At 50.1% G+C, this 25584-nt stretch carries 21 protein-coding genes; 5 read left to right on the top strand and 16 right to left on the bottom strand.

The genetic code is table 11. From position 1 onward, the window contains the following. Positions 1-233 precede the first annotated feature (233 nt). The 9 genes from ACN1C3_RS18290 to ACN1C3_RS18250 all read right to left on the bottom strand — a co-directional run bounded on the left by ACN1C3_RS18290 (position 234) and on the right by ACN1C3_RS18250 (position 11870). A complete protein-coding gene (locus ACN1C3_RS18290) occupies positions 234-1004 on the bottom strand; it encodes an ABC-2 family transporter protein (RefSeq protein WP_419117182.1) in 771 nt (256 codons plus the stop codon). After that, a complete protein-coding gene (locus ACN1C3_RS18285; RefSeq protein WP_419117181.1) occupies positions 1005-1727 on the bottom strand; it encodes an ABC-2 family transporter protein in 723 nt (240 codons plus the stop codon). A gap of 69 nt (positions 1728-1796) precedes the next feature. Further along, positions 1797-2807 (bottom strand): ABC transporter ATP-binding protein, encoded by a 1011-nt coding sequence (locus ACN1C3_RS18280; RefSeq protein WP_419117180.1) that lies wholly within the window; start codon positions 2805-2807, stop codon positions 1797-1799. A 27-nt stretch (positions 2808-2834) separates the two neighbouring features. Then, entirely contained in the window at positions 2835-4331 is a 1497-nt protein-coding gene (locus ACN1C3_RS18275; RefSeq protein ID WP_419117179.1) for an ATP-binding cassette domain-containing protein, read from the bottom strand. Positions 4332-4333: 2 nt separating this feature from the next. Then, positions 4334-5749, bottom strand: a complete 1416-nt coding sequence (locus tag ACN1C3_RS18270; protein ID WP_419117178.1) for a phenylacetate--CoA ligase family protein — start codon at positions 5747-5749, stop codon at positions 4334-4336. A gap of 666 nt (positions 5750-6415) precedes the next feature. Then, positions 6416-7366, bottom strand: coding sequence for a 2-hydroxyacid dehydrogenase (locus ACN1C3_RS18265; protein ID WP_419117177.1), 951 nt, complete (start codon positions 7364-7366; stop codon positions 6416-6418). Beyond that, on the bottom strand, positions 7363-8559 hold the full coding sequence (locus ACN1C3_RS18260; RefSeq protein ID WP_419117176.1) for an aminotransferase class I/II-fold pyridoxal phosphate-dependent enzyme: 1197 nt from the start codon (positions 8557-8559) through the stop codon (positions 7363-7365). The genes ACN1C3_RS18265 and ACN1C3_RS18260 overlap by 4 nt, the downstream gene beginning before the upstream one ends. Positions 8560-8694: 135 nt before the next feature. Then, positions 8695-10383, bottom strand: coding sequence for an asparagine synthase (glutamine-hydrolyzing) (gene asnB, locus ACN1C3_RS18255; protein WP_419117175.1), 1689 nt, complete (start codon positions 10381-10383; stop codon positions 8695-8697). 122 nt (positions 10384-10505) lie between these two features. After that, the gene (locus tag ACN1C3_RS18250) at positions 10506-11870 is read right to left on the bottom strand and encodes an FAD-binding protein (protein ID WP_419117174.1); all 1365 of its coding nucleotides are present in this window, start codon (positions 11868-11870) and stop codon (positions 10506-10508) included. Between the two features lie 638 nt (positions 11871-12508). On the opposite strand from ACN1C3_RS18250, the gene ACN1C3_RS18245 reads away from it, so the two are divergent. The 4 genes from ACN1C3_RS18245 to ACN1C3_RS18230 all read left to right on the top strand — a co-directional run bounded on the left by ACN1C3_RS18245 (position 12509) and on the right by ACN1C3_RS18230 (position 18452). After that, positions 12509-12925, top strand: coding sequence for an OsmC family protein (locus ACN1C3_RS18245; protein WP_419117173.1), 417 nt, complete (start codon positions 12509-12511; stop codon positions 12923-12925). Between the two features lie 467 nt (positions 12926-13392). Further along, on the top strand, positions 13393-14412 hold the full coding sequence (locus ACN1C3_RS18240; protein WP_419117323.1) for a substrate-binding domain-containing protein: 1020 nt from the start codon (positions 13393-13395) through the stop codon (positions 14410-14412). Next, a complete protein-coding gene (locus ACN1C3_RS18235; RefSeq protein WP_419117172.1) occupies positions 14400-17378 on the top strand; it encodes an EAL domain-containing protein in 2979 nt (992 codons plus the stop codon). The genes ACN1C3_RS18240 and ACN1C3_RS18235 overlap by 13 nt, the downstream gene beginning before the upstream one ends. A gap of 186 nt (positions 17379-17564) precedes the next feature. Beyond that, a complete protein-coding gene (locus ACN1C3_RS18230; protein WP_419117171.1) occupies positions 17565-18452 on the top strand; it encodes a pirin family protein in 888 nt (295 codons plus the stop codon). 103 nt (positions 18453-18555) lie between these two features. On the opposite strand, the gene ACN1C3_RS18225 is transcribed toward ACN1C3_RS18230, so the two are convergent. The 4 genes from ACN1C3_RS18225 to ACN1C3_RS18210 all read right to left on the bottom strand — a co-directional run bounded on the left by ACN1C3_RS18225 (position 18556) and on the right by ACN1C3_RS18210 (position 22271). Then, entirely contained in the window at positions 18556-19284 is a 729-nt protein-coding gene (locus ACN1C3_RS18225; protein ID WP_419117170.1) for a dienelactone hydrolase family protein, read from the bottom strand. Between the two features lie 61 nt (positions 19285-19345). Next, positions 19346-21250 (bottom strand): molecular chaperone HtpG, encoded by a 1905-nt coding sequence (gene htpG / locus ACN1C3_RS18220; protein WP_419117169.1) that lies wholly within the window; start codon positions 21248-21250, stop codon positions 19346-19348. 95 nt (positions 21251-21345) lie between these two features. Then, complete coding sequence (locus tag ACN1C3_RS18215) at positions 21346-21798, bottom strand: PaaI family thioesterase (protein WP_419117168.1); 453 nt, start codon at positions 21796-21798, stop codon at positions 21346-21348. Beyond that, the gene (locus tag ACN1C3_RS18210; protein WP_419117167.1) at positions 21795-22271 is read right to left on the bottom strand and encodes a PaaI family thioesterase; all 477 of its coding nucleotides are present in this window, start codon (positions 22269-22271) and stop codon (positions 21795-21797) included. Before ACN1C3_RS18210 ends, ACN1C3_RS18215 begins: the two co-directional genes overlap by 4 nt. Before the next feature lie 150 nt (positions 22272-22421). Here ACN1C3_RS18210 and ACN1C3_RS18205 point away from each other — a divergent pair, with 150 nt between their 5' ends. Beyond that, positions 22422-22670 (top strand): hypothetical protein, encoded by a 249-nt coding sequence (locus ACN1C3_RS18205; RefSeq protein ID WP_419117166.1) that lies wholly within the window; start codon positions 22422-22424, stop codon positions 22668-22670. Positions 22671-22736: 66 nt separating this feature from the next. On the opposite strand, the gene ACN1C3_RS18200 is transcribed toward ACN1C3_RS18205, so the two are convergent. The 3 genes from ACN1C3_RS18200 to brnQ form a co-directional block, all read right to left on the bottom strand. Continuing rightward, entirely contained in the window at positions 22737-23138 is a 402-nt protein-coding gene (locus tag ACN1C3_RS18200) for an MAPEG family protein (RefSeq protein ID WP_419117165.1), read from the bottom strand. Next, a complete protein-coding gene (locus ACN1C3_RS18195) occupies positions 23138-23875 on the bottom strand; it encodes a DUF599 domain-containing protein (protein ID WP_419117164.1) in 738 nt (245 codons plus the stop codon). Before ACN1C3_RS18195 ends, ACN1C3_RS18200 begins: the two co-directional genes overlap by 1 nt. Positions 23876-24138: 263 nt before the next feature. Next, on the bottom strand, positions 24139-25452 hold the full coding sequence (gene brnQ, locus ACN1C3_RS18190; RefSeq protein WP_419117163.1) for a branched-chain amino acid transport system II carrier protein: 1314 nt from the start codon (positions 25450-25452) through the stop codon (positions 24139-24141). Positions 25453-25584 lie beyond the last annotated feature (132 nt).

The following is a 25584-nucleotide window of genomic DNA, read 5'->3' as shown; positions in this document are numbered from 1 at the left end:
GCGACCTCAAAGATGCTGGTGACAACCCTTCCCCAAGTCACACTGAAAGTATTTTGGGGAAGGCTATCAGTTAACTGCGCGAAAAGCGCTTTGAGAGAGTGAAACTCCATGAGGCCGCCCTGTCAGAGTCAAGAGTTTTCAGGACCTGATTTAACAGCCAAGCCACCGACGCTGGAACCCAAAGAGGGAAGACCTCAACTATCGACGAATGATTCAAACCTTACCGTATAGTCTCATCCTCCTATACTGTCGAAACGGTTAAAAAAACCATAAACAATTCTGACTACAAAAAAGAATGCAACCGTCACTACAGAAAAAAACACCGAAACGAACGGGGTCATGCCATTGTAAAGCGCGTCTAATGCAACAGAAGCGAATACAATCATTGGCAAGGTCGCCACAAGAAAATACAACAATGTCTTTGAGTAAAAAGTTGAAGGCAGTAGCGCAAATGTAAAAATGGATGAGTGAATATAATCAACAGGTAAGTCACGCTGGGTAATGAAAGAGAAGGAGTTGAGTGCCAAAAGAAAAGTAACACTGGCAACCACTCCAACTACAAGGGCAAACAAATAGAGTCCCGTATTAACCACACTGACAAAAAACAAATGAAAATCAATTTTATTCGAGATGACACAGATTATAATTAACAGAAGCGCAACCAATAGATAATAAACTTGACACCACCTGAACAAGATCAACACAAGTAAATTGACAGGTCGCACCAATAGAGTATCTATCCTTCCTCGGGTTAGCTCCCGGAAGAAGCCCGTGATTGCTGAGCTAAAAAACTTTACGAGCAAACCTCCCAATGCATACGACATAAAAAAAATCAGCAGCCAGTTGGCATTTTTTTCTTCAGTGACAACAAACGAGCTTATGACTTCAAAAAAAATGAACTGCAGGCTGTAAAGCGTGACCAGCGCCAAAATTCCGCCCAACAAATTAGCTTTGTATCTCGCCTCTTCTTTTGCCGAATTTTTAATCAAATTGAGTATGTGCATTTAACCACCCGCTCCCGAATACCTGTTGCTGGCAAATTTAAACGTAACTTTACAGGCCACCAGCATTATTAAAAACCAAACAACATAGAGACACAAAAGCTCCATAAGCAATTCACTACTTGGACGCAACAAAAATTCTGCCGGGCCACTGATTATCAGTCGAAAGGGATTATATTGCATTAAAGGTTGGAGGTAGGCTGGCCAATAAGCGATGGGTAAAAGGGTGCCACCAATTACGCTTGCCAGAATGACTTGAAAGCTGAGAGTCATATCAGGTCGAGTCAACCAAAATGTAGACAACGACATCAAAAAGCCCAATAAAAAACAAAAGAACAAATTTACCAGACTCAACATTATGAATCCCAGGACACCGGACCACGCTGTTTCAGAAAGCATCACAAAAATAGCAATGATCAGGATGGGAACATAATAGAGAATACTTTCGCCGAGAAAAATAAAGAGATTGTATTTAAAATAGCTGATCGGCTTTATGAAAATACCTTCTAACTGTCCTTCATGCACATGTGTGGACACCCTGAGTATAAGATCGTAGGTATTATTTAAGCGATTGAGCGCCAACACAGCAACATAATAGAGGTACGTTTCCTCCAGACTGTATTGCGGTAACGTATCGGCGCTAGCCCCCTCATAGACAAATCGCCAAATGGCAAATTGTATAAAAAAGGGTACGCCGGTAGCGATCACAAGGTCCGTAATCAACATGGACCTGTCTCTATACACCGAGAGCAAACCCGTTTGCACGAGTTTAAAATAAGCTGCACTATTCACGAATCACTCACCAGACCATGTTTTGAAAAGATTCACGACATTGCTCTCAAAATCCAGGGGGGAGACCTCTAGGTCATAAACACCACCCTGAAACATATCGAAAACTGAACCTAAATAATTCTTTGGGATAAGGTAGGTCGTTTGATTTGATCCATCGTTAAGGATACTTATGTTCTGAAATTTTTTGATGGCCTTTTTGAACACTAGAAGACGGGCTTCGCTCTGGGTTGCATCCTGGGCACTGACGGTTAACTTTACGTTGGCTTTAAAATTTGCGCTTAATTCGTTCATAGAGCCATCAAACCGTATTTTGCCTTTATCGATGATAATGGCATCGTCGCAGCAGGACTCAATGTCTCCCAAATCATGACTTGTAAGAAATACGGAAAGATCATCCACCTTTCTTTTATAATTCAAATACTTCCGTATCTCGTATTTGGATGTAACATCCAGCCCGACAGTTGGCTCGTCCAAAAAAATAAGCTTTGGAGAATGTAAGAGATTTAACGTCAGCTCGCACTTTACGCGTTCCCCCAAACTAAGATTACGCACCGGCTTATGAAGGACTTTACTAAGATTCAATGCTTCAGTGAGTTCGGCGAGACGTTCGCGGTAGTCATTATCCTTAATACTGTAAATCTCTCTATAAGTGTCGAAACTCGTTATGACCGGCAGATCCCACCACAGCGAAGTCTTATGACCAAACACAACACCAATTTGATTGAGAAACTCTTTTTCACGGAGGCTTGGATCGTAGCCAAGAACCCTCACAGAGCCTGAGGAAGGCTTTTGTATTCCACACAAAATCTTTATCAGACTAGACTTACCTGCCCCGTTAGGACCAATAAACCCGACCGCGGCACCTTTTTGAACAGTAAAATCTATCGAGTTCAGTGCCTGGAACGTCTCATATTGTGGCTTTATTAATTGCTTGCACCATGCCGCAATACCTTCTGTCTCTCTGGCCAAACAATAGTTTTTGTTGACCGACTTTATATTAATCAAACTGTCCATAGGCGCCTATAGTTTCTTAGTCAAATATCAAGGAATGGCTTTGGAGATTTTGTTGCTCTGAGAAGTGACGTCTCTAAACATTCCGTTTGAAATTTCATAAAAACGAGTTCCAATATTTTCTATAAATCTAACATCATGAGAAACAACTATCGCCGCTGGATTAAGACGCTGTATTTCACGTTCCAGCATTTCTTGAGAGCTTATATCCAAATGATTGGTCGGCTCATCTAAAATCAAAAAATTTGGATTACTTAAGCGCAGTGTCAACATGGCAAGGCGTGCGCGTTCACCGTAGCTAAGCTGTCCAATTTTTTTTTGAGACTCCAAGTAAGAAAAGCCTGAGGAAGCGAGACTATTAATAGCTTTCTGTTGGTCAGATTCAAAGTAGGTGGTAACAAATTCCAAAATTTGAAGTTTTAGTGGTAATAAAGAGAACTCTTGATCAAGAACACCAACCTTGACGGAAGGGCCAAGTTTGATACTGGACTCCGTATTAGAAAGAATAGCTCTGAGTAAAGTACTTTTGCCACAACCGTTGGTTCCAGAAATTACCAATCGATCACCTCTGTTAACCGCCAAGAATTTGATAGAAAACAGTAAGGCACCCTCAGATGAATGCAATGTCAAATCATCGATCTGTATAAGTTTTTTGCCGGTGAACTCTTCAACTGCCAAAGTGATTTCTTTTTTACGTGACATATGCTTCTCTGGCACTACAGCCTCGAGTCCCTTAATCCGCTTCTCTATTTGCTTGGCCTTTTGCAACGCCCTATCGCTATAGTTATTCACGCCTAACTGGCGTTGAAACTGCGCGCTTTTTTTTAATCTGTGAATTTCACTTATTGCTTCAATTCTGGCGCTTGAAGAGGCCTGTTCTTGCTCTATAAGTAACTTTCTAGCCTGTGTAAAAGAAGCATTGAAATAAGAAGACGACCTATCATGAAGAAACAAAGTACTTTTTGTTACTGAGTCTAAAAAATCCCGATTGTGGCTGATCACAGCAAACGTAGATATGACATGACTGTCTCTAAGCAGACGAATGAGATTGGTAATATGGGATTGATCCAAATGATTCGTCGGTTCATCCAATAACAGCAAATCAGGTTCCAGAAGAACTGCCTTGGCAATCATCAATATTTTTTTCCAGCCCCCGCTCAAGTGACCAACAAGCAGAGAGCGAAAGTCTTTAGGAAAGCTAAACAGTTCAAATATGTACTCCGCCTTCCAACTGTCAGTAACGGGGTCAGATAAGCAGCTTGCCAAAACCTCAAAGGCTGTTGATTCATTCCATTGGTCGGGAAAGCCCTGCTCTACATACTGATAGCGCAAACCTCTGGAATGGGTAATATTGCCTTCATATTCATCCAGATGTTTTGCAATACTGCGCAGCAACGAACTCTTTCCGGATCCGTTATCACCGACAATCCCTATTCTGTCCCCACTATTGATGGACAAGTTCAGGTTCGAAAAAAGTGCTTCTCCATTAAACGATACAGAAACACTTTCCAGCTTGACCAGTGACATGATTAATTTGCCCCCCACTCTCGAACAAGGCTTTTACGCTTATACGACTTATGTTCTGGCAGCACGTCAACTTCTCGATGTAAAAGTATAATCGGGTAACCGAACAAGCTAGAGAGCCGCTCTTTTAACTGCTGTAATAGTTCTGCCATGGCTTTGTAGGGTGCGTTAACATAGTGCGTGAGCAACTCTATTGTTTCCGGGCCTTTTTGTATTAAGCGAAATGTCGCTAACGCTTTGTCAGCAGGCGTAACCAGTATGTCATCTACTGCAGCAAGAATAGACGCACTGGGAACAAGCCTTTGTTCGCGAGTACGAAAAGCGTCATCCCTTCTACCGTTGACTTCATCAAGCGATGTGCAGACACTACCGCATTCGCAGCGTTTATGATTTGCAGTTTTCCTGGCGATATCCCCATGGTCAAACCTGATCAATGGCATGAACTCATTATTAAGATCCGTACAGACAACAGTACCAAAACCATGTTCGTCTGCATCTACAATCTCAAGGTATACGCCATCTTCAACGACATGGTACTGACCGTAGGCACATTGCGTCGCAATCATCCCTATTTCCTCAGAGCTGTACTCGTCAAATATAGGGAGATCTAACGCTTTCGAATAATACGAACGTTCAAGCTGTGTACTTGTCTCAGAGTTGGTTAAAATCGCCTCGACCCCACTCATTTTCAACTCTACCTTATGCTGAAGTATCAGAGGGAGGTAACTGGGTAATGTTATGAGTAGCTTGGGGCGCAGGAAAAGCAAGTGCTCACCCAATGGGGTGTGTGGGAGTAAATCGGGTAATTGGAAGGTTCTGTATTTTCCGTGTAGCGACGAAAATGCCAAACCTGAGTGATGAAGCATATAGAGCCAGTCGTTTTCCTGCAGCGGGGTTTTCAAGCATGAATTATAGAAGCGCAGCACTTGAAGATGGTCCAGGATGATATCGTCATTATCGCTATAAACTGTAAACGGTTTTCCGCTTGAGCCGGATGTCCGAGAGGTGTTAGCGAGCTCAAGAAACGCAGGATCGTCTACTCTGCCGCTTGCGTCGAAACTGTTAAGGAGTACTTTGTTGACTATAGGGAGTTGTTCGAAGTCGGAGAAGCTTGAGATATTTCCCACTTCGTAACCAGCGGCCCCATAAAACTCGCGATAAAAAGGAACTTTTGTGTACGCATTGTCAACCAGTTTTTTAATTTTCGACAACTGGAACTTCTGAATTTCTACTTTTGACTTGCGTAAAAAATCGTCCATCAACTCCGAGTTTTTAAACCAGAACTGGAGCGCTTCGCTTTGCAATTTGTAATTGTCGGTTCGAGGTCTAAATGCCTGTTCTGTCAGTTTTTTTATTGGCATTAGGTTGCCGTTTTCCAGCTGCGAACCATAGATTTTTTCTGAAGTATAAAAATCGGCCATTGGAAAGCCTGCCTGTACTTAGGTTACGATATCCTATTGACTGTGGTGGCCAGCACTACTATATCAATAGGGTGTTGAGCATATTTAAAAGTTTCCACGCCTGCTTTTTTACATTACTAAACTTCATGCTTCATGGTGTTCGATCATCTATTTCGACGCAAGATTGCTTCAGAATAGCCTTACGTCCAGCATCCTTGGGATGACGTTTATAAGACCCACGCTCAGCCTAGAAGTGAAGTAAGGAATATGAATTGTCAAAAAATAGTTGCACCTTGAGGAGGAAATTTTATTGACGCGCCCACAAAAGGTTGCTCCTGAATTCTTCGCGGCGGTATCAAGTATTTCGGTTAGATGCTCAATATCATCTAGCAATAACGGTTTTACACTGTATAGCTCTCCACTCACATCCCCCAATAGGATTAATTATTTTTATTGTATTTTCTGACACGGTTTATGGCGAAAACAAATCTACAGAAAGTGGATATGCAAGTGAAGTTGAAATAAGATAATGAATATTTCGGCCATATTTAGACACCTTTATTGCTAGGTATACAGCCTGTAACAGCAAGTAAACTTTATGACGAGCAACCCTGACTTTAGTATTAATTGGAAATAGGCACTCGTATTTGTGTTTTTAGCAGCAAGTACACTAATGCAATCGATTCATCATTTTACATCGTCATAGGCAAACTCAAGAACCCGCGTCGCCGCCCGAGCAAATATAATATTGAGGGTTTCTTGTTCCTGAGCCGCTAGGTGCGAGGTCACAACCAGACTCCTGACGGGCAGAGAAAGCAAGCCATGTGGATCATCATGCTGCCCTTTATTATCTACCCATTCATTGTAGTAGCCATCAATAAAACAGAACGCCTCTGTGTTGCACCGGAGATAATTTTTAAGTGCGATCGGACAAATTATTTTTGGACTGGACATATTGAAGATCATCAGCGTTGGTGATGCGTTTTTTAACAAAACCTCATCAATAAGGTAGCGAGTTTCGGCACAACTTGTAAGATGAATGCATAGGACATCAACAGTGTTAGCAATATCGACCAGAGAGCTGTATCGTAAATCCAATGACGCCTCCAGCTCGACTTTCCGGCTTCTAGACCAGTAATGCATGCTTCTACACCCTCGCAGGTGGAGCTGATGAGCCATATCACTACCGATGGTACCCATGCCAACAAAGCCAAAGCTCAAGTTCGATAATGAAGGCCTGGGTGTTTGAATCCACCGGGTTCCCTCTTTGACACTCTCGACACTTTCAAATACTTTTGCCAAACAGACAGTGATCATGGCCAGTGTAAACTCTGTCACTGCCTGAAAGTTCATGTTGGGTGTATTGGCTAATCGAATGCCTTTTTTTGTAGCGTGCTCTATGTCTACGAAGCTGGCGATACCGGTTCCCATCACGACTACGTTCTCTAGCCGAGCGGCGACGTCAATCAGGCGAGCAGACAAAAATTCCGGCCCACCCAGGATATAGTCTTGCACATCAGGTAAGACATCTAGAATTTGCTGCTCATCAACTGGGCCTCGAATATGAACGAGTTCGAAGCCGATTGGAAATACGTCTTCTCCGATCTCAAAATCTCCAGTAACCAGAACTTTTCTCATTCTGGAATCTCCGCTAAACACTCATTTTTCGAAGCCTTGAACGCCTCAAGATCTGTTAACGCTTGTTTTAAACGCGACATCGAAAATCCGAATTGCTCATCCGGCTTCATGAGAGCAATCCTGATGCGATTATGTCCCGCGACATGATGGCTGTTCCAATAAAAATATCTCCCTGGCAAGACCGCAACGTCATACTTGGCAAGATAATTAGTCAATTCAAGGTCAGAGAATCCTGTTCTCTCAATGTTGAGCCACATGACGGTCATGGTGGAGTCTGGCTCCGCCGTCTCAATGGTGACCAAAGAATTGGCGAGTTCCGAATGTGCAATCTCAATATTTTTAATGACGATCGAATGCATATAAGAAAGCCCACCCTTTTTTAGGGTCGCATCGATAAATGCAATGATCACTCTCAATGAAAAATTTGAGCAACACAGGTACACTTCCTCATAAATATTCCGGATGTCACGCGCCAAATCTGCGCTATACGAAAGTAGGCTGGCCTTGGTATCTAATGTCGGCCATTGCTTACCGGTGTCCTCTAAAATGATAAATGACAACCCCTTATCAATGAGGATCGCGTATTCGTCTATGTGGGTCTGGTGGCAGAACCGGAAGGAGGTATCGAGTATCAAGACAATGTCGTGTCGATAGCACATTTCAATAATATTCGACATCATGACAGCGTCAATAACAACCCCAGTCGGATTATTGGGATTGACCATAAACAACGCATCAAGCTGCTTATCCTGGGCAACTTCTTCCAGCAAGTCCAAATCAGCAAATACCATTTCAGGAATGGCCTCGAGCGTTACTTCTCTGCGCCGCAACAATTGAGCAAGGTTATCAAATGTCGGCTCGACGAGTCCGATCTTGTAATTCATTGAGCGCGCCCACGCACCGACAATATCTATACTATTGGACGCGGTGGGACAAACCGAAAAATGCTCGTGTTTCCTCAAACCGTTCAGGTTGAAATACTCGGAAAATTTATTTTTAAAAAGTATCTCCATTTCCGGAATGGTTGTCTCGACTGCGTTATCCCACAACTCAGGTAAGCCTGACAATACAGAATTGAAATGCGTCTTAGCCGAAATATAACTATGGCCGTCCGCAAGGTTGTATTGGGCAGACAAGCCAAAAACTTCAAGCTCGGTCAAATTATTATTTTTAGGATCAGGTAGAGTTTTCATTTAAGATTATAGCTCCGTTCGGCGATTTATGATTGAGTTGTGCAATGCTCTTCTTATCAAATAATTATTCGACGGATTGAACACAAACCTACAAGGACTAGATATACATGAAATGAAATTATCGGCAAAGTACCTTCAACTATTGAACGAATTATTGAACGTATTCACTCCAAACATTACCCATGGACTTTTTCCGTGCAGTTTGAATTGCTCAAAATCATCGTGAGAAAAAACACCGTTGAAACAGTTGGTGTTACTCTGGGACGTTAATACTTCATTATAGTTTTTTGCAGGAGCGTCAGGAAAAGCCAGTTTACGTCGCTGCGCTATTTCACGAGGTAGCGTGTTGGCAAACGCTCTTCGCAAGGGCATTTTTTCAATCCCATTAATTATTTTTTCTTTTGCGGCCAAACTCAAGGCCAAGCTTGTGACGCTTCTATCTAAAAAGGGAAGACGAACTTCAACGGATGAGGCCATGGACAGTCGATCTTCATGACAGAGCATCGCTCGGAGGTGATTTTTTATTGAAAATTGTGTAAGTACTTCTAATGGGTCTTCATCCGTCGTGTCTGGTAGGTGCTCCTCAATAAGAGTTTTTATTTCAGAATCAGTAAGGATCAGACCCAGTCCCGAGTTAATAGCTCTCTCGAAATAATATTCCTGCCATTGATGATTAAGTATCGCGTCGCATTGAGCAGGAAAATCGTAGTGCTGGTTGTATCCACACCAAAACTCATCTGCCGCTTGACCGTTTAGTGCAACCCGCAGCCCCTTTTCTGACACCGCTTTGTAGAGTAAGTACTGAGAGATATAAACCTGATCTAAAAGGGGTTCTTCCAAAGAGTAGGTAACTTTAGACAGCAGATTCTTCCCATCATCATGAGAGACGCAAACTGGCTGTAATGTTGTATTCTTTAGAGTACTTACCAGTTTTTTTGCACTAGAAAAATCTTCGCTCTCAGTACCTTGATAATAGGCTGTGAACGCTTTGATATTAACGGTCTGCTTATCAAGCAAGGTTGTGATTATACTGCTATCCAATCCACCAGATAAAATCACAGCAGACGGAAATCTATCAGGGATCTGGCTTTTAACCGCGCAAGACAATGCGTTAACCAGGCCCTCGTCGGTATAGCAGACCTGAGCAGTAGAATTGATTTTCAAGTGTTCAACTACTTTTCCGTAGGAATCTACGACATAAATCATACCAGGTTCAGAATTATGGATATTTTCAAAATAGGTTTCATCGCGAGGAGCATAAAAACCGAAGATAAAATCTTGCCACACACGTTTGATATTGGTATTCAAACTGACACCGGGGATGTGCGAGAGCGCTTTGGACTCTGAACTGATGGCTACCACCCCGCTACTAGTCTGCGTCCAGACCAGTTGCTTTTCTCCATACGGGTCACGCCCAAAAAACAGAGTACTCAGTCTGCTGTCGAAAATCACGAATGCATAGCAACCTGTTATTTTACTCAGATAACTCAGACCAAAATAATATATTGCCTTGATCAGCACTTCACTATCAGAAGTGGTCGCCAAGGTCGCACCTCTTGAAATTAAATCCTGCCTTATCTCTGATACATTATATATCTCCCCATTATAGGTCATCCTCAAATGCTCAAACTTAATAGGTTGTTGGCTTTTTTGAGGAGTATCAGCAATCGCTAATAGTGTATGCCCAAGGGCGATTTTTTTATCGCCAGAAATATAACTACTGTTAAAGTCTGGCCCTCGATGATTTAGCTCTGCAATTGCTTTTTCGATGTAATCGAGTTGTATGTCGGCGACTGGAGAGTACACAGCGAGTATTCCACACATTAGTATTTTCTCTTTTTAAGGTTTCTCTAGGAGTTGTGCGCATGTAGAATCGAGTTGTGTTCGTCTAGAGTGGAGTGAAGAGTGAAACGAAGCGTCGTGACGCTTCGAGCAAAATCAAGATCTCACGACACATCCTGCTGCCTTGCAATATTGTGATTACGCCTAAACATATTGGCCGGGTCATATTTTTTCTTTGTTGTGAGCAACCTACCCTCATCACTTACAAAAACCAACTTACTATTTTTTTCTTCGCCAGATGTATAGTTCGAATATGAAGAATATCCCCTCCCATGCATTATGGAGTCTGCCGCTTCTTTAACCCACCCTATGTACATCGAGTCGTCACTTAAAGACGTCCATCGGGCAGAAAATAGAATGCCATACTCTTTATCCAGTAGCGGAAATGCCGACTCTCCGGGTCGTTGCTGCCTTCGAGACGGGTTAAAATGCTCGATAGTTATATTGCAATTTGAACCTGGCATCCCCTCCCCCCACTCCAATAACAAACGCGATATATCTGCCCCCATGACTTCAGGACACACTGACTTCCAGTACCCTCTCATCGGCTGCGAAAATCGTTCGTCGGACCACGATTGCCATGACACATAATCATTCGTCATAAAGACATGCTTTATCGTTGACCCCAAATACTCCTCAAACGTCTTTATTTCCAAAAGATCGGTTGAATCACATAGGCAAAAATCAATAGAAAGTCTACATCCTCCCTTGTCTCCCAAGTATTGAAGCACAGGTGCAACAACCAGATTCGGCGGACAATGCTTGTCTAGATAAACAATCAGGTTATTGAAAACATCTTTGATATCGCTGTCGAACACCTCTATTGTTCCGCAATAGACAGTGGGCAGTTTCGACAAGGTGTATCTGAATTCAAGTACAACACCAAAATTCCCTCCCCCGCCCCGGAGCGCCCACAGTAGATCTTCATAGCCTGGATCTTCGGCTCTGACGATATTACCAGTCGCCAATAGCACATCGGCCCCCACCAAATTTTCACACGTAAACCCTAACGTGCCCAGAAGCCATCCAATACCGCCACCTAATGTCAATCCAGCAATGCCTGTATCACTTACCGTGCCGGTAGGTATGACATACCCTCTTTGGCAAAGTGCAAGGTCCACATCACTTAAACGAGCACCTGGGGAAATGCTCGCAATCCCCTTTACCTCATCAATCACAACATCTTTGTAAGGTGAAAAATCAAGAAGTATCCCTCCTTGTGTAGAGCCGAACCCAGCAATATGATGTCCACCGCCTCTGATCGCGAGTTCAATGTCATTGAACGCCACAAAATTAACGAGTTCCCTCAAGGCCGACCGATTCATTGTCCGAATTATCATTAAGGGATAAAGATCGTGCATTCGATTATAGACCTGCCTGGCTTCCGCATAAGTACTGTCACCAGGAAATAGAACACTGACATCCTCGTACTTGCTCAAGAGAGCGTTGCCAAAATCGCTGTTACTCATCAATACAAGACCCTGCACTAAATGGCTAATATCAAGATTCGTATAAACCGCTCACTTAATACCCCGCCCCACATCATTAAATTTAGCCCACCCCTTAAATCTTAGTAATCCAAAATCCCCTTGTAAAGCTCACCGACTTGCGCACTGTCCATCCAAATATTTCCAACCGCCTCGTAACTGATCATTACGGAGCTTATAAGCCTTTATCGCTTGTAGGATTTCTTAACCCAACCAGTCGTCCTTTGGATACATCAAGCTCTTTATTGCCGCTTCGTTTTTCGATATATGATTACTTCCGCACCTGCGCATCACACAGCGGACAAAGTTACTCTCAAAATATTTCTTACCCGCAATACCCCATTAATATTTCAGCGCTGCATATTGAAACAGCTTGCATACTATTACGCAGTCCAAGCCGATATCGTTGGCAGGTTTGCCAAAGCGATTTAGCGTCAGGTTAGCGGCTTTGCCTCAATATGAATTTGCATAGAACATGGCGGGCTCAACATCTGCGCGAACAGGTTCAGCGCAAAAAAGTGGAACGCCTCAAGGAGCAGATGCTCTATAACTGAATGCGGTTTCCTGCCGCGCGATCCGCTCTTGGTGCGCGACCTTTCTCACTGCCTATGAGGTTTCCCATGACCATTACCGTCAATACCGAATCCAGCGAAGGTTTTCGTCACAGCATCCAGATCGACGACCATGAACTCTTCACCGACCTGCCCAAGGCCCAGGGCGGCGAGGGTTCTGCGCCAGAGCCCCATGATTACTTCGACGCTGCGCTGGGTGCCTGTAAAGCCCTGACCCTCAAGCTCTATGCGCAAAAGAAAGGCATCCCGCTGACTGGCGTCACCGTCGAAGTCAAGCACGACAACAGCCAGGAGCAGAAAGGCAAATACGGTCTGCAGGTCAAGCTCACCCTGAAGGGTGTGCTCACCGACGCCCAGCGTGAAGAACTGCATCGCGTGGCTGATCGTTGCCCGGTGCACAAGTTGATGACTACCACTGAAGTCACTATCGAAACCCTTCTGTCTGAAGGCGCTTTCAGCCAGTAGAAGCAGGTGCCGTCTCAGCGGGTTATGCGCTGGCGTATATCCCGCTGAGACAAACATCACTTTCACGTCCATCGGTTTGAAACCTTGTAAAACCGCCTGATGTAGTCAACGATGTTATTTGGCCTTCGTCCTTTGTCTTGTGCCACGGACCCTGCCCCTTTTCCTGAATGTTCAGGACTAAAGTTCGCGCACTTTACCCACACAAGACCTGAAGACAGCAGACTCGACGGTCCTCGCGGACAGTCAGCGCTGCTGCACTCTCAGCGAAAAGGGACGCCATGCCAGAATATGATCGCGCCGTCGGCTCCTGGCCAGGCACCACATGCGCTGATAAACCCAAGGGCTTGCGCAGCCTCTGGATATTCAAGGGTTCTTCAATTGCAGCCTTCTGTCTTCTTACGGCAGCTCCCGGATATAGCCAGAATTTACCGAATCCGCCAATCGCAGCGGACGTCGAAAACGTTACGGTGATTCAGGCGCAGCAAATCGTTTCCAAAGCCACCCTTGAAGCCGTTCGCTGGAGCGGCCCAGCTTCCGGCCCGTCTGCTCAGCGGGGCAAGAGCATTGCCTTTGTCGCAGAAGATTTACGTAACGGCGGGATTGTCGGTGTCGCACAGGGTGCCCGCGAGGCGGCTTCGGCGATGGGCTGGACACTGAAGATATTCGATGGTGGTGGATCAGTCGTCGGGCGTGCGAAGGCCTTTGCCGATGCCCTGGCAGCGAAACCCGATGGCCTCGTTCTGTGCGGCTCCGATGCCCTTGAGAACAATGCGGCGCTGACGCTCTTCGCCCGCCAGAGTGTGCCGGTGGTTGGCTGGCATGCAGGGGCGCAGCCCGGCCCCATTCGTGGCACACAGGTGGCCATGAACGTCACGACGGACCCGCTGGAGGTGGCTCGCCTCACGGCCATGGCGGCAGTCGCACAGTCAAACGGACATGCCGGCGTCGTCATTCTGACTGACTCCAAATACAGCATCGCTACGGCGAAAGCCAAAGCCATGGAGAGCGTCATCCTGGCCTGCCAGGAATGCACGTTGTTGGAAGTACGCGATGTAGCGATCTCGGAAAGTGGCGAGAAAATGCCTGTGATCACCAAGGAGCTGCTTCGGCGCTACGGCAAGCGCTGGACCCATACGCTGGCCATCAACGATATCTATTTTGACTACTCGATTGCCACACTGACCAGCGCCGGGATACCCAGTGACGCAATCAGTCTGTTGTCTGCCGGCGATGGCAGCGCTTCGGCCTTTTTACGCATACACGCAAAGACCTACCAGACCGTTACGGTCGCCGAGCCGCTCAACCTGCATGGCTGGCAAGTGGTGGATGAATTGAACCGGCTGTTTGCCGGGCAGCCGGTGAGCGGTTTCGTGGCACCGATTCACCTGGTCAATGCCGACAATATCGCCTTCGACGGCGGGAAAAATTTTCAGTACGACCCTGACAATGGTTACCGAGACATCTATCGCCACCTATGGAATCCCTGACATTGGACGTGACTTCCCGGCTCGCAAGTCTGTATCGCCAGCTATTACCGCAATCGCTACGCGCACAGTTCACGCTGGCTTTTTTGGCGCTGGCCCTGCTGATCCTGGCGGGTGGCGCGACGGCAGTCTACGCCTTGCGAACGTCAAACAGCGCCACCCGGCAGCTGACGGATGAACGACTGGTCCGCATGCAATATGGACAGGACATATTGCTGAACACGTTGCTGATCGAACGCCAGACCGATCAACTACTGACAACTCGCTCTTCCGACACCCTGCGTTCAAGCTATGCGGCGACAGTCGAACAGCTTGAAGCGCTTGATCGACTGGTGCTGCAGCTGACGGCCGCGAACAATGGTGTGGCCATACTTGACATGCACCAGTCGAGTCAGTTGTTCCGCAATACCACCAACATCGTGGCACAGCTGCGAGAAAGCTTGCTGCAAACCGAAGTCACGTTCGAGCAAACCCTGCAGGATCGCATCGCCCAATTAACCGGCGCCCAGACCCGGGCCAGCCTGGAACTGGCGGTTTTACTCTACGATCTGCCGCAGGCCAATGACAGTAACGCCGTGCAAAAGCTGCGTACCCGGTATGAGCACATGCCACGTACCGCAAGCAAGTTTCCCGACGCGTACCTCGATACACCCGATCTGTTCTCCCAGCGCCTGAGGCTCATCAACCAGCACGATGTAATACAACGCTTTCATGAGGAACTGAGAAATCAGGCCGGCATGCTGGTCGCCGTGGCCCGTGCACAATCCAGTGCTTACACCGAAGACTATCGCGAAGCCGTGCAGCGGCTGGTCGAGGCCTCCAATCGCAGCCAGCAATGGGTGCTGATTATGTTGGGCGCCAGCCTGGTCCTCGCCTGGTTTGTGAGCCGAGTGTTCATGGGGCGCCATGTACTCGCGCGTCTGAATGAAATAAGCCGGCAACTGCGCCAGGAGCAGGTCGACGACGCGCAATTGATGATGGTGGAGCATGGGAAGGACGAGATTGGCAACATGGCCCGTGCGGTGAATCAGTTCCTCAAAAATCGTCATCAGCTGGAAAGCAGAACAACCCAGTTGAGTACCGCCAAAGAGCGGCTCGCAATACAAAACACCCAATTACAGCAAGAAGCCGTCATCCGTGCCGGACAAGGTCATGTTCTCGAGCTGATCGCGAGGAGCACCGAGCTTGAAGAAGTCCTCGACAGCCTTGCTCACCTGGTTGAGTCACAACTGGAGGGGATGATGGTGTCCGTCCTGCTGTTGGACGAAGATGGCAAGCACCTGCTGCATGGGGCCGCCCCCAGCCTGCCGAAGGCCTATACCCAGCTCATTGACGGGATTGCGATCGGCCCGAAAGTCGGCTCATGCGGCACCGCTGTCTATCGACGAGAACCGGTCATCGTCACGGATATCGAGCAAGATCCGCTCTGGGAGGAGTACCGCTCAATCGCTGCGCCCTATGGATTTCGCGCCTGTTGGTCGACGCCGATTCTGTCCCATGAGCAAAAAGTATTGGGCACATTGGCCCTGTATTCCAGCACCGTGCGCAGCCCGAGTTCGACCGAAACGCAATTGATTGACATGGCGACGCACCTTGCCGGCATCGCGATAGAACGCCAACACACCGAACGGCGTATCCGCTACATGGGCGACCATGATGCGCTGACCGGTCTGCCCAATCGCACTCTGCTCGAAGACCGTCTCAAACAGGCGATACTTTACGCTCAGCGCTACAGCCGCCTGGTGACGGTGGTGTTCCTCGATCTGGATAAATTCAAGCTGGTGAACGACAGCCTGGGGCACAGCGCCGGAGACGAACTGCTGAAAACTGTCGCCCAGCGCATGCTGGAGTGCGTCCGTCGTACCGACACCGTGGTGCGCCTGGGTGGTGACGAGTTTGTGATCATCCTGTTCGACCAGCCTTCCAACCTCGACGGCATTACTCCGGCCCTGCACAAGATCCAGGAAGCAATCCTGGAGCCGATTCAGCTCAGCGGGCACACACTCCACGTCACCTGCAGCATAGGCTTGGCCACCTACCCTGCCGACGGTGACGATACCGATACCTTGCTCAGCAATGCTGACGCCGCCATGTACCGAGCCAAGGAACTGGGTCGCAACAGTTACCAGTTCTATACCAGTGAGATGAATAACAAAGTTCAGGGCAAGCTCGTCATGCAAGACGGGCTTCGAAATGCAATCAAACATAACGAATTCCTGCTGCTGTACCAGCCACAGGTGGATCTACAGTCGGGTCAGATTATCGGTGTAGAAGCACTGATCCGCTGGCATCACCCCACGCTCGGCATTGTGTCTCCGAGCAAATTCATTCCGCAGGCCGAAGAAACCGGTTTGATCGTGCCCATCGGCGACTGGGTGATTCACACCGCATGCCAGCAGAACAAGGCCTGGCAGGACGCGGGCAAGCCGCCGATCACCATGTCGGTGAATATTTCAGCGCGCCAATTCATCGAAAGGGATCTGATCAGCCGGGTCAGGCATGCCTTGCAAGAAACCGGACTGGACCCGATGTACCTTGAACTGGAATTGACCGAAAGCCTGATCATGCAAGACCTTCAGCAAGCCATCATCAAGATGAAGGAACTGCAATCGATGGGGATCCGCCTCTCGATCGACGACTTCGGTACCGGCTACTCCAGTCTCGCCGCGTTGAAAACTTTCCCGATCGCTCGACTGAAGATCGACCAGTCTTTCGTGCGCGACCTCCCCGATAACGAGAATGACAGGGCCATCGCCACCGCAGTGATTTCGTTGGGACACAAACTGAACCTCAAGATCATTGCCGAAGGTGTCGAAACCGAACAGCAGCAAACCTTCCTGCGTGAAAACGGTTGTGATGAAATGCAAGGCTACCTTTTTAGCGAAGCCGTCAGCGCAGAGGAAATCGATCTGTTGCTGCTCTCACCCCGGTTGCCTCAACCGGGGCCTGTGCCGTATCGCCAGACCTAGCTGAGGCTCATCCCGAAAACCGCACCACCATCGTGTTCAAGTCAACCACCAACCGAAAAGCTCGCGACTCGCAGACAGTCTTTCGACCCGACACAATCCCCTGTGAGCGCTGCAAAGACAGTAGCGGCAGCTGCCGTCTCAGCAGGTTATGCTCTGTCGTATAACCCGCTGAGTCTGGAATGCATCATGAACACACTGACCGTGATCCGCCCGCGTGAAGAGGATGTCGAAGGACAACCGATCCTGCGCCCGCTACCGTCGGCCAAGTGCCGTAGCGTTGGACCTTTCGTGTTTTTCGACCACATGCTCGAAACCCGCTATCCGGCAGGCAAAGGCATGAATATCCGTCAGCATCCACATATCGGCCTGTCCACTCTGACCTATCTGTTCGAAGGAGAAATCCAGCACAAGGACAGCCTTGGCTCGAATCAGCTGGTGAAAGCGGGTGACGTCAGCTGGATGACTGCCGGCAGCGCCATCGCCCACGTCGAGCGCACCCCTGAAGCACTCAAGGCCAGCGGCTTTAGCATGCACGGCTTGCAAATCTGGCTGGCCTCGCCAAAAGAACACGAACAAGGCCCAAGCCATTACAGCCACTACCCCGCCGACACCCTGCCGGTCAGCGACAACCTCGGGGTGAAGATCCGGATGATTGCCGGTTCAGGTTTTTGCCTGAAGTCACCGGTGCCGGTGCTCTCCCCTACGCTGTACGCCGAACTGCACCTGCAAACGGCGACAACGTTGCTGATCCCCGATGAACATGAAGAACGTGCACTGTATGTGCTCGACGGTGACGCACAACTGAACGGCGAGCCTGTTGAAGTGCACTCGCTGGTGGTTTTGCCTCCCGGGGAAGTCATGACCCTGTTCGCTGAAAGCGATTGTCATGCGGTGCTGTTTGGCGGCGCCCCAATGGACGGGCCGCGCCGGATCAACTGGAACTTCGTTGCCAGCGACCCCGCATTGATCGACCAGGCCCGCGCACGCTGGGCGGCCGGGGATTGGCCGACAGTACCGGGTGAGAGTGAGCGGATTGAATTGCCCGTAAAGCGAAGCGAACCGACCCTGCTCTAGAGCTGAAGATCGTCCCGCTATTCTCTGGCGCCAGTTCTATCGCCATCGCGAGCAAGCTCGCGATGGCGATAGAACTGGCAACCAGATTTGACAGTTGTGGGGATCAGCCCTTGAACACTTCATCCAGCAAGTTGTGCATCGACATAAAAGCCCGGCTCGCGGTCTTGGCGTCGTACATCATCTTGCCCGGCACATTCGCGTTCGGATCAGTGAAGGAATGCACTGCACCGCCGTAGCTGAGCAGTTGCCAATCGACACCGGCCGCATTCATCTCGTCTTCGAAAGCAGGCAGTTGTTCTTTGGCCACCAACGGATCAGAGGCACCGTGCAAAACCAGCACCGAGCCTTTGATGTTCCTGGCATCCGCCGGATTCGGTGTATCCAGCGTACCGTGGAACGACACCGCAGCTTTCAATGGCGCGCCAGTGCGGGCCAGCTCCAGTGAGCAGCAACCACCGAAGCAGAAACCGAAGGTCGCCAGTTTCGAGGTATCAACGGCTGCTTCGCCTTGGCTTTGCAGCGCCTCGAACGCCGCCTGCATCCGCTTGCGCAGCAGGGGCCGGTCATTCTTCAACGGCATCATCGCCGCGCCCGCCTCGTCGCCATTTTGTGGGCGAACTGTCTGACCATAGAGGTCAGCAATCAGTACTACATAACCTTTGGCGGCCACGGACTCGGCAATCTTCTCAGCCCCCGCGCCGATGCCCATCCAGTTAGGCGCCATCAACAGGCCCGGGCGTACGCCCTTTTGGCTGGCATCGAACGCCAGACGGCTTTCATAGGTTTGGCCATCGACCTGATAGACCACGGAACGAATAGTGACTTGGCTCATTTCAGACTCCTAAGACTCAAGAATGAAAAAACCCGCCGAAGCGGGTCTTTTTACAACTGTGTTAAACCGACAGCTCAACCAGCAGCTTATTTAACCGGCGCACATAGGCGGCCGGGTCTTTCAAGCTGTCACCGGCTGCCAGGGCAGCCTGATCGAAGAGGATGTGCGACAGGTCGCCGAAGCGCTCTTCGCTCTGCTCGTTGTCGAGTTTATCGATCAGTGGGTGAGCCGGGTTGAATTCGAAGATTGGCTTGGAATCCGGGACTTTCTGGCCACTGGCTTCAAGGATCTGACGCATTTGCATGCCCAGGTCCTGCTCACCGATGGCCAGGATCGCCGGGGAATCGGTCAGACGGTGGGAAACCCGCACTTCGCTGACAGCCTCGCCCAAAGCGGTTTTGATGCGCCCGACCAGACCCTCTTTGGTCTTGGCGACCTCTTCGGCAGCCTTCTTGTCCTCTTCCGAGTCCAGCTTGCCCAGGTCCAGGTCACCGCGCGCCACGTCGACAAAGCTCTTGCCGTCGAAGTCGCTGAGGTAGCTCATCAGCCACTCGTCGATACGGTCGGTCAGCAGCAGCACTTCGATGCCTTTCTTGCGGAAGACTTCCAGGTGCGGGCTGTTCTTGACCTGCGCGTAGGTTTCGCCGGTCAGGTAGTAGATCTTGTCTTGACCTTCTTTGGCGCGAGCCAGGTAATCGGCCAATGCAACCACTTGCTCGCCGCCCTCTTCGTGAGTCGAGGCGAAGCGCAGCAGACCGGCTATTTTCTCTTTGTTGGCGAAGTCTTCTGCCGGGCCTTCTTTCAAGACCTGACCGAAATTCTTCCAGAAGCCTTTGTATTGCTCAGGCTCGTTCTTCGCCAGCTTATCCAGCATGTCGAGAACACGCTTGGTCAGCGCTGACTTCATGGAGTCGATGATCGGGTCTTTCTGCAGGATTTCCCGCGACACGTTCAGCGACAGGTCGTTGGAATCAACCACACCTTTGATGAAGCGCAGGTACAGCGGCAGGAACGACTCAGTGTGATCCATGACAAATACGCGCTGCACATACAGCTTCAAGCCGCGCGGCGCTTCACGCTGATGCAGGTCGAACGGAGCACGGGCAGGTACATAAAGCAACGAGCTGTATTCCAGCTTGCCTTCAACCTTGTTGTGACTCCAGCTCAGCGGGTTTTCGAAATCGTGGGCGACGTGCTTGTAGAACTCCTGGTACTCCGCCTCCGCAACCTCGGTGCGCGGACGGGTCCACAGCGCGCTGGCGCGGTTGACGGTTTCCCATTCAAGCGCAGGCGCCTCTTCGCCTTCTGCAGCAGCCTGTTCTTTCGGCAGCTCAATCGGCAAGGCGATGTGGTCGGAGTACTTCTTGATGATGTTGCGCAGACGCCAGCCATCAGCGAATTCGTTTTCACCGGATTTCAGGTGCAGCACGATGCGGGTACCGCGGTCGGCTTTCTCGAGGGTAGCGACTTCGAATTCGCCTTCACCCTTGGACGACCAATGCACGCCTTCGCTAGCAGCGAGGCCGGCACGACGACTGAACACGTCGACTTTCTCGGCAACAATGAACGCAGAGTAGAAACCGACGCCGAACTGACCGATCAGGTGCGAGTCTTTCTTCTGATCGCCCGAGAGATGTTTCATGAAATCGGCAGTGCCAGACTTGGCGATGGTCCCCAGGTGGGTGATCGCATCTTCGCGGCTCATGCCGATGCCGTTGTCTTCGAGGGTGACGGTTTTCGCGTCTTTGTCGAAGCTCACACGGATTTTCAGCTCGGCGCCGCCTTCCAGCAAATCAGGCTTGGACAGCGCTTCGAAACGTAATTTGTCGACAGCGTCAGAGGCGTTCGAAATCAATTCGCGAAGGAAAATTTCCTTGTTGGAATACAGCGAATGGATCATGAGGTGCAACAGTTGCTTTACCTCGGTCTGGAAGCCCAGGGTTTCCTTTTGAGTTTCCACGCTCATGGTCATCGTCATCAAACTCCAATTGGATGGCATTGGCCGCGCCCAGGAGGGTTGGCGGCGGGATGTCATCAAAGTTGGGGGCTAAGCGTTAGATTTCAAGGGCTGGGGCTTTCCTCAATCTTGAAATGTGCGCGAGCTGTCGAGATGGGCTCTGCCTCAGTGCTCTGCCACGCCGTAATCGCAACGTTCGCCACCCGTCGCCCCTGGCGGCAGACCTGGCATTTGGCATAGGTGTCGCGAAACTGCCCCGCTCGCAGGTAATCGAGGGAAAAGTCGATGATCTTCGGCACACCGGGAGAGCCGGTGAAGACCAACAGGTGCAACGCAGCGGCCAACTCCATGAAACCGGCGATGACCCCGCCGTGAATGGCTGGTAATAGAGGGTTACCGATGTTGTCCTTGTTGGCCGGAAGGCGAAACAGCAACTCATCCCCCAGGCGTGAGCACTCGACACCGATCAGTTTGGCATAGGGGATCAGCTCCAGCAGCGAGGCGTAATCGCCCTGCGCATGAGCCTTCTGCAATTGTTCCTTGAAGTCGTTCGTCATACCGCGCCGCCACTGATTGCACCGCCAAAGCCCTTTGTTCCTTTGATGCCCTTGCCCATACGCATAAAGGTCCCCACCACATGGGCGATCGGATGTTCGGGGTCATCCTGATAGGCAAAACCGCGAGCGAATATCACGTCGGTGGTCACTCGATAGCACTGGGCAAAACCATAGACATCCTTATGCGGCTCGGCGGGATGCATGTAGTCGATGCGCAGGTCCAGGGTCGGACAGACCTCGAACTCAGGCAACACACAAAGCGTCGCCATGCCGCAGGCGGTGTCCATCAACGACGTCAGCGCTCCGCCATGAATCACTCCGGTTTGCGGATTTCCAACAATGTGCGGACTGTAGGGCAATATCACCGTAATGCCGTCCGTCGAGGCGCTGTGAACGCTGAGCCCCAGCACCTGGCAATGGCGCAGGGCTGACAAAAAACGCGTCGCACGCTCAAAAATGGGGTTTTGCGCCATTCGATTTACTCTCCTGTTAGTCTCACCGCGGCGAATTTAATGACCCGCGTAAAAGTTCCATAACGAAGGCAGTTTATATATCTGTGGATTTCAAGGAACTTAACCCATTGGGCTGTGCTCGAAAGGCCATTCACTAAGGAGAAACAACCCATGCGTAAAACTTTAGCTATTGCCTTGATGTTGACCGCTACCCTCGGTCTCGCTGCTTGCGGTAAAAAAGCCGAGGACAAAGCTCAAGCTACTAACCAACCTGCTGAGCAAGCCCAACAGAAAATGAGCGAAGCTCAGGATAAAGTGAACGAGGCAGCGAAAGAAAACGCCGAAGCTGCCAAAGATCAGGCTGATACCAACAAAGCAGCCACCGAAGAAACCGCGCCAGCAGAAAAGCCTAAATACTGATCCGGTTTTAGCGCGCTTCAAAAATAAAGCCCGCCTGATGCGGGCTTTACTTTGTCCGAAAAATGTTCAGACCAGCACAGTGCGAAACGTCGGACTAATCATCAATAACAACGAACACACTAATCCAACAAACCAGATCAGACTGCGCTGCCAAGCCAGGTCTGCCCAATAGCACACTAAGTAAATGATCCGTGCGATCACAAAGATGATTGCCAAGCCGTCGATCAACCATCCTGCCGTCTGCGTGGTATGGGCCATCAACACCCCCACCGCAAATAATATGAAAGCTTCAAAACTGTTCTGATGCGCTGCAACTGCGCGAGCCCCAAAACCGGTCAGCTGTGCTTGCTGATGGCGTGGCAGATGGTTGTCATAACCGCCCTGTGCTTGCATTTCCCTGGCTACCGGAATTTTGGCGATGAAAATCAGCAGTGCGCTGATAAACACACACCAGAACGGAGTACTCATCAACTCATCTCCTTGCTCACATCAGGCAACGGTGCCTCTGTAGGGGTATAGACCATGACGTCCAATACATCGGAATGAAACTCCCGGCGATACAACACCAGCACCACACCGGCACTCATCAACATGAACAGCCAGGGACTGACGAACCAGGCCAGCATGGTCATTCCGAAATAATAAGAGCGCAGGCCGAAGTTGAACTGGTTGGCGGCCATAGAGATCACCCGCGCCGCACGCATGGCAAAAGCTTTACGCTCTTGCTCCGAGACGTGTCGCTCGCCAATCATTGGTGCCGAGCCAATCAGAATCGCCGCGAAGTTGTACTGACGCATGCACCAGCTGAACGTAAAGAAGGCGTAGACAAAGACTAACGCCAGGCACAGCAGCTTGATCTCCGACATACCCTGAGAGGCTTGTTGCACCATCGGAATGTCCGCCAACAGCGACACCGCACGCTCGGAAGCGCCCAGAACGGTGAGAATACCGGCCAGGATGATCAGTGTGCTCGAGGCAAAGAACGACGCGTTGCGCTCCAGGTTACCCACCACACTGGCGTCGGCGATGCGGTTGTCGCGCAATAGCATGCGGCGCATCCAGTCTTCGCGGTACAGGTGCAACACGCTGGCCAGACACGCAGTATCACGGCCCTTCCAGGTCGCGTAACGGGTGTAACCGCCCCAGCAAATGACGAACCAAAGCGCGGCGAGGATGTGGATAAAATTGGTGTGAACGAACGACATGCAATTCCCTGTGAAGTATGAGCGGAACACCGAAAACCTTGTGGGAGCGAGCCCGCTCGCGATAGCGGTGGATCAGTCAACATCTCTGTTGAATGTAAAGCCACTATCGCGAGCAGGCTCGCTCCCACATAGGATTTGCAATGCTTCGACGTTAGCGCAAGGAGAAAGACACTGCATCCCGCCCATAAAAAATGCCCCATATCGATTGATACAGGGCATTTCTGTTGTTGCTCATGGCCCGCTTGTGGCGGGCCCTGGAAGCTTTAAGCCAAGGCTTCGCTGCGCTTGCCCAGCAGGCGGTCACAAATCACCGCAACCACCAGCGTGAACACTGAAGGTACCAGCCACGCCAGACCTTGCTCACTTAACGGCAAGTGCGATAGCTGAGACGGCATCCACTCAGCCAAACCTGCGCCTTTCAAGGCGTCGATCAGACCGAACAGGAACGACACCAGCATCACCGGGCCAACGATGCGCCCCTGCTCCTGCCAGAAGTCCTTGCAGAAGCTCAGAGCGACCAGGGCAATGCAGGGCGGGTAGATCGCCGTCAGCACCGGGATGGAGAACTGGATCAGCTTGGTCAGGCCCAGGTTGGACACCAGCAACGAGAACGCCGCCAGGATAATCACCAAAGTCTTGTAGGACAGTGGCAGCACTCGGCTGAAGTACTCGGCACAGGCGCAGGTCAGACCGACCGCAGTCACCAGACACGCCAGGGAAATCAGCACCGCAAGGAAGCCGCTGCCCAGGGAGCCAAAGGTGTGTTGCACATAAGCGTGCAATACCGCCGCGCCATTGGTTGCGCCAGCGGCAACTTCGTGACTGCCCGCCCCCAGGCGGAACAGGCTGATATACACCAACGCCAGACCCACACCGGCAATCAGACCGGCAATGATCGCGTAACGGGTGATCAGCGCCGGCGACTCGACACCACGAGAGCGGATGGCGTTCACAATGACGATACCGAACACCAGTGCGCCAAGGGTATCCATGGTCAGGTAACCATTGATGAAACCTTGGGAGAACGGTGCCGCCACGTATTCAGGGGTTGCGGTACCAATATCACCCGCCGGCAAGGCAAAGGCTGCAATGCCCAGTACAGCGAGTGCGATGATCTTCAACGGCGCCAGGAAGCGCCCAACGGTATCCAGCAGACGGCCCGGGTACAGCGAAATGAAGAATACCAACAGGAAATACACCGAGCTGTAGAGGAATAACCCCAGCGGACTCTCACCGGTCAACGGCGCCAGGCCCACTTCAAAGGACACGGTCGCTGTGCGCGGTGTAGCGAACAATGGGCCGACTGCCAGATAGCACACGGCAGCCAACAGGCCACCGGCGACTTTACCGATCGGACTGCTCAGGGCGTCCATCGCACCACCGACCTTGGCCAGCGCGACGACGGTGATCACCGGCAAACCCACCGCGGTAATCAGAAAACCCAGCGCCGCCATCCAGACATGAGGCCCGGACTGCAAACCAACGATAGGCGGGAAGATGATATTGCCGGCCCCAACGAACAGGGCAAACGTCATAAATCCAAGTGCCAGGATGTCCTGGCCTTTCAACACTTTCATTAAGGAAATACCACACTACTGAATCGGAATTTAGAGAGGGATTTCCCTATGGATGAGGGAAATGCTGTCGGTCCGTATAAGACTGACCCGTTTAGCGCGCCGCTTCCTTATGGGAAGCAGACGCAAAAATGG

Source organism: Pseudomonas sp. H11T01, assembly GCF_048515765.1.
Classification (GTDB): Bacteria; Pseudomonadota; Gammaproteobacteria; order Pseudomonadales; family Pseudomonadaceae; genus Aquipseudomonas.
The sequence above is the reverse complement of the archived record's forward strand: the minus strand, read 5'-3'. Positions and strand labels throughout refer to the sequence as shown.

Excerpts from the sequence above, each read along its gene's own strand:
- ACN1C3_RS18250 (WP_419117174.1), bottom strand. The coding sequence starts at position 11,870 with ATGAGTAACAGCGATTTTGGCAACGCTCTCTTGAGCAAGTACGAGGAT.
- ACN1C3_RS18200 (WP_419117165.1), bottom strand. The coding sequence starts at position 23,138 with ATGAGTACTCCGTTCTGGTGTGTGTTTATCAGCGCACTGCTGATTTTC.
- ACN1C3_RS18270 (WP_419117178.1), bottom strand. The coding sequence starts at position 5,749 with ATGGCCGATTTTTATACTTCAGAAAAAATCTATGGTTCGCAGCTGGAA.
- ACN1C3_RS18195 (WP_419117164.1), bottom strand. The coding sequence starts at position 23,875 with ATGTCGTTCGTTCACACCAATTTTATCCACATCCTCGCCGCGCTTTGG.
- ACN1C3_RS18235 (WP_419117172.1), top strand. The coding sequence starts at position 14,400 with ATGGAATCCCTGACATTGGACGTGACTTCCCGGCTCGCAAGTCTGTAT.
- ACN1C3_RS18285 (WP_419117181.1), bottom strand. The coding sequence starts at position 1,727 with ATGTTGATTACGGACCTTGTGATCGCTACCGGCGTACCCTTTTTTATA.
- ACN1C3_RS18280 (WP_419117180.1), bottom strand. The coding sequence starts at position 2,807 with ATGGACAGTTTGATTAATATAAAGTCGGTCAACAAAAACTATTGTTTG.
- ACN1C3_RS18290 (WP_419117182.1), bottom strand. The coding sequence starts at position 1,004 with ATGCACATACTCAATTTGATTAAAAATTCGGCAAAAGAAGAGGCGAGA.
- ACN1C3_RS18215 (WP_419117168.1), bottom strand. The coding sequence starts at position 21,798 with ATGACGAACGACTTCAAGGAACAATTGCAGAAGGCTCATGCGCAGGGC.
- brnQ (WP_419117163.1), bottom strand. The coding sequence starts at position 25,452 with ATGAAAGTGTTGAAAGGCCAGGACATCCTGGCACTTGGATTTATGACG.
- ACN1C3_RS18205 (WP_419117166.1), top strand. The coding sequence starts at position 22,422 with ATGCGTAAAACTTTAGCTATTGCCTTGATGTTGACCGCTACCCTCGGT.
- ACN1C3_RS18265 (WP_419117177.1), bottom strand. The coding sequence starts at position 7,366 with ATGAGAAAAGTTCTGGTTACTGGAGATTTTGAGATCGGAGAAGACGTA.
- ACN1C3_RS18245 (WP_419117173.1), top strand. The coding sequence starts at position 12,509 with ATGACCATTACCGTCAATACCGAATCCAGCGAAGGTTTTCGTCACAGC.
- ACN1C3_RS18210 (WP_419117167.1), bottom strand. The coding sequence starts at position 22,271 with ATGGCGCAAAACCCCATTTTTGAGCGTGCGACGCGTTTTTTGTCAGCC.
- ACN1C3_RS18225 (WP_419117170.1), bottom strand. The coding sequence starts at position 19,284 with ATGAGCCAAGTCACTATTCGTTCCGTGGTCTATCAGGTCGATGGCCAA.
- asnB (WP_419117175.1), bottom strand. The coding sequence starts at position 10,383 with ATGTGTGGAATACTCGCTGTGTACTCTCCAGTCGCCGACATACAACTC.
- ACN1C3_RS18260 (WP_419117176.1), bottom strand. The coding sequence starts at position 8,559 with ATGAAAACTCTACCTGATCCTAAAAATAATAATTTGACCGAGCTTGAA.
- ACN1C3_RS18275 (WP_419117179.1), bottom strand. The coding sequence starts at position 4,331 with ATGTCACTGGTCAAGCTGGAAAGTGTTTCTGTATCGTTTAATGGAGAA.
- htpG (WP_419117169.1), bottom strand. The coding sequence starts at position 21,250 with ATGAGCGTGGAAACTCAAAAGGAAACCCTGGGCTTCCAGACCGAGGTA.
- ACN1C3_RS18230 (WP_419117171.1), top strand. The coding sequence starts at position 17,565 with ATGAACACACTGACCGTGATCCGCCCGCGTGAAGAGGATGTCGAAGGA.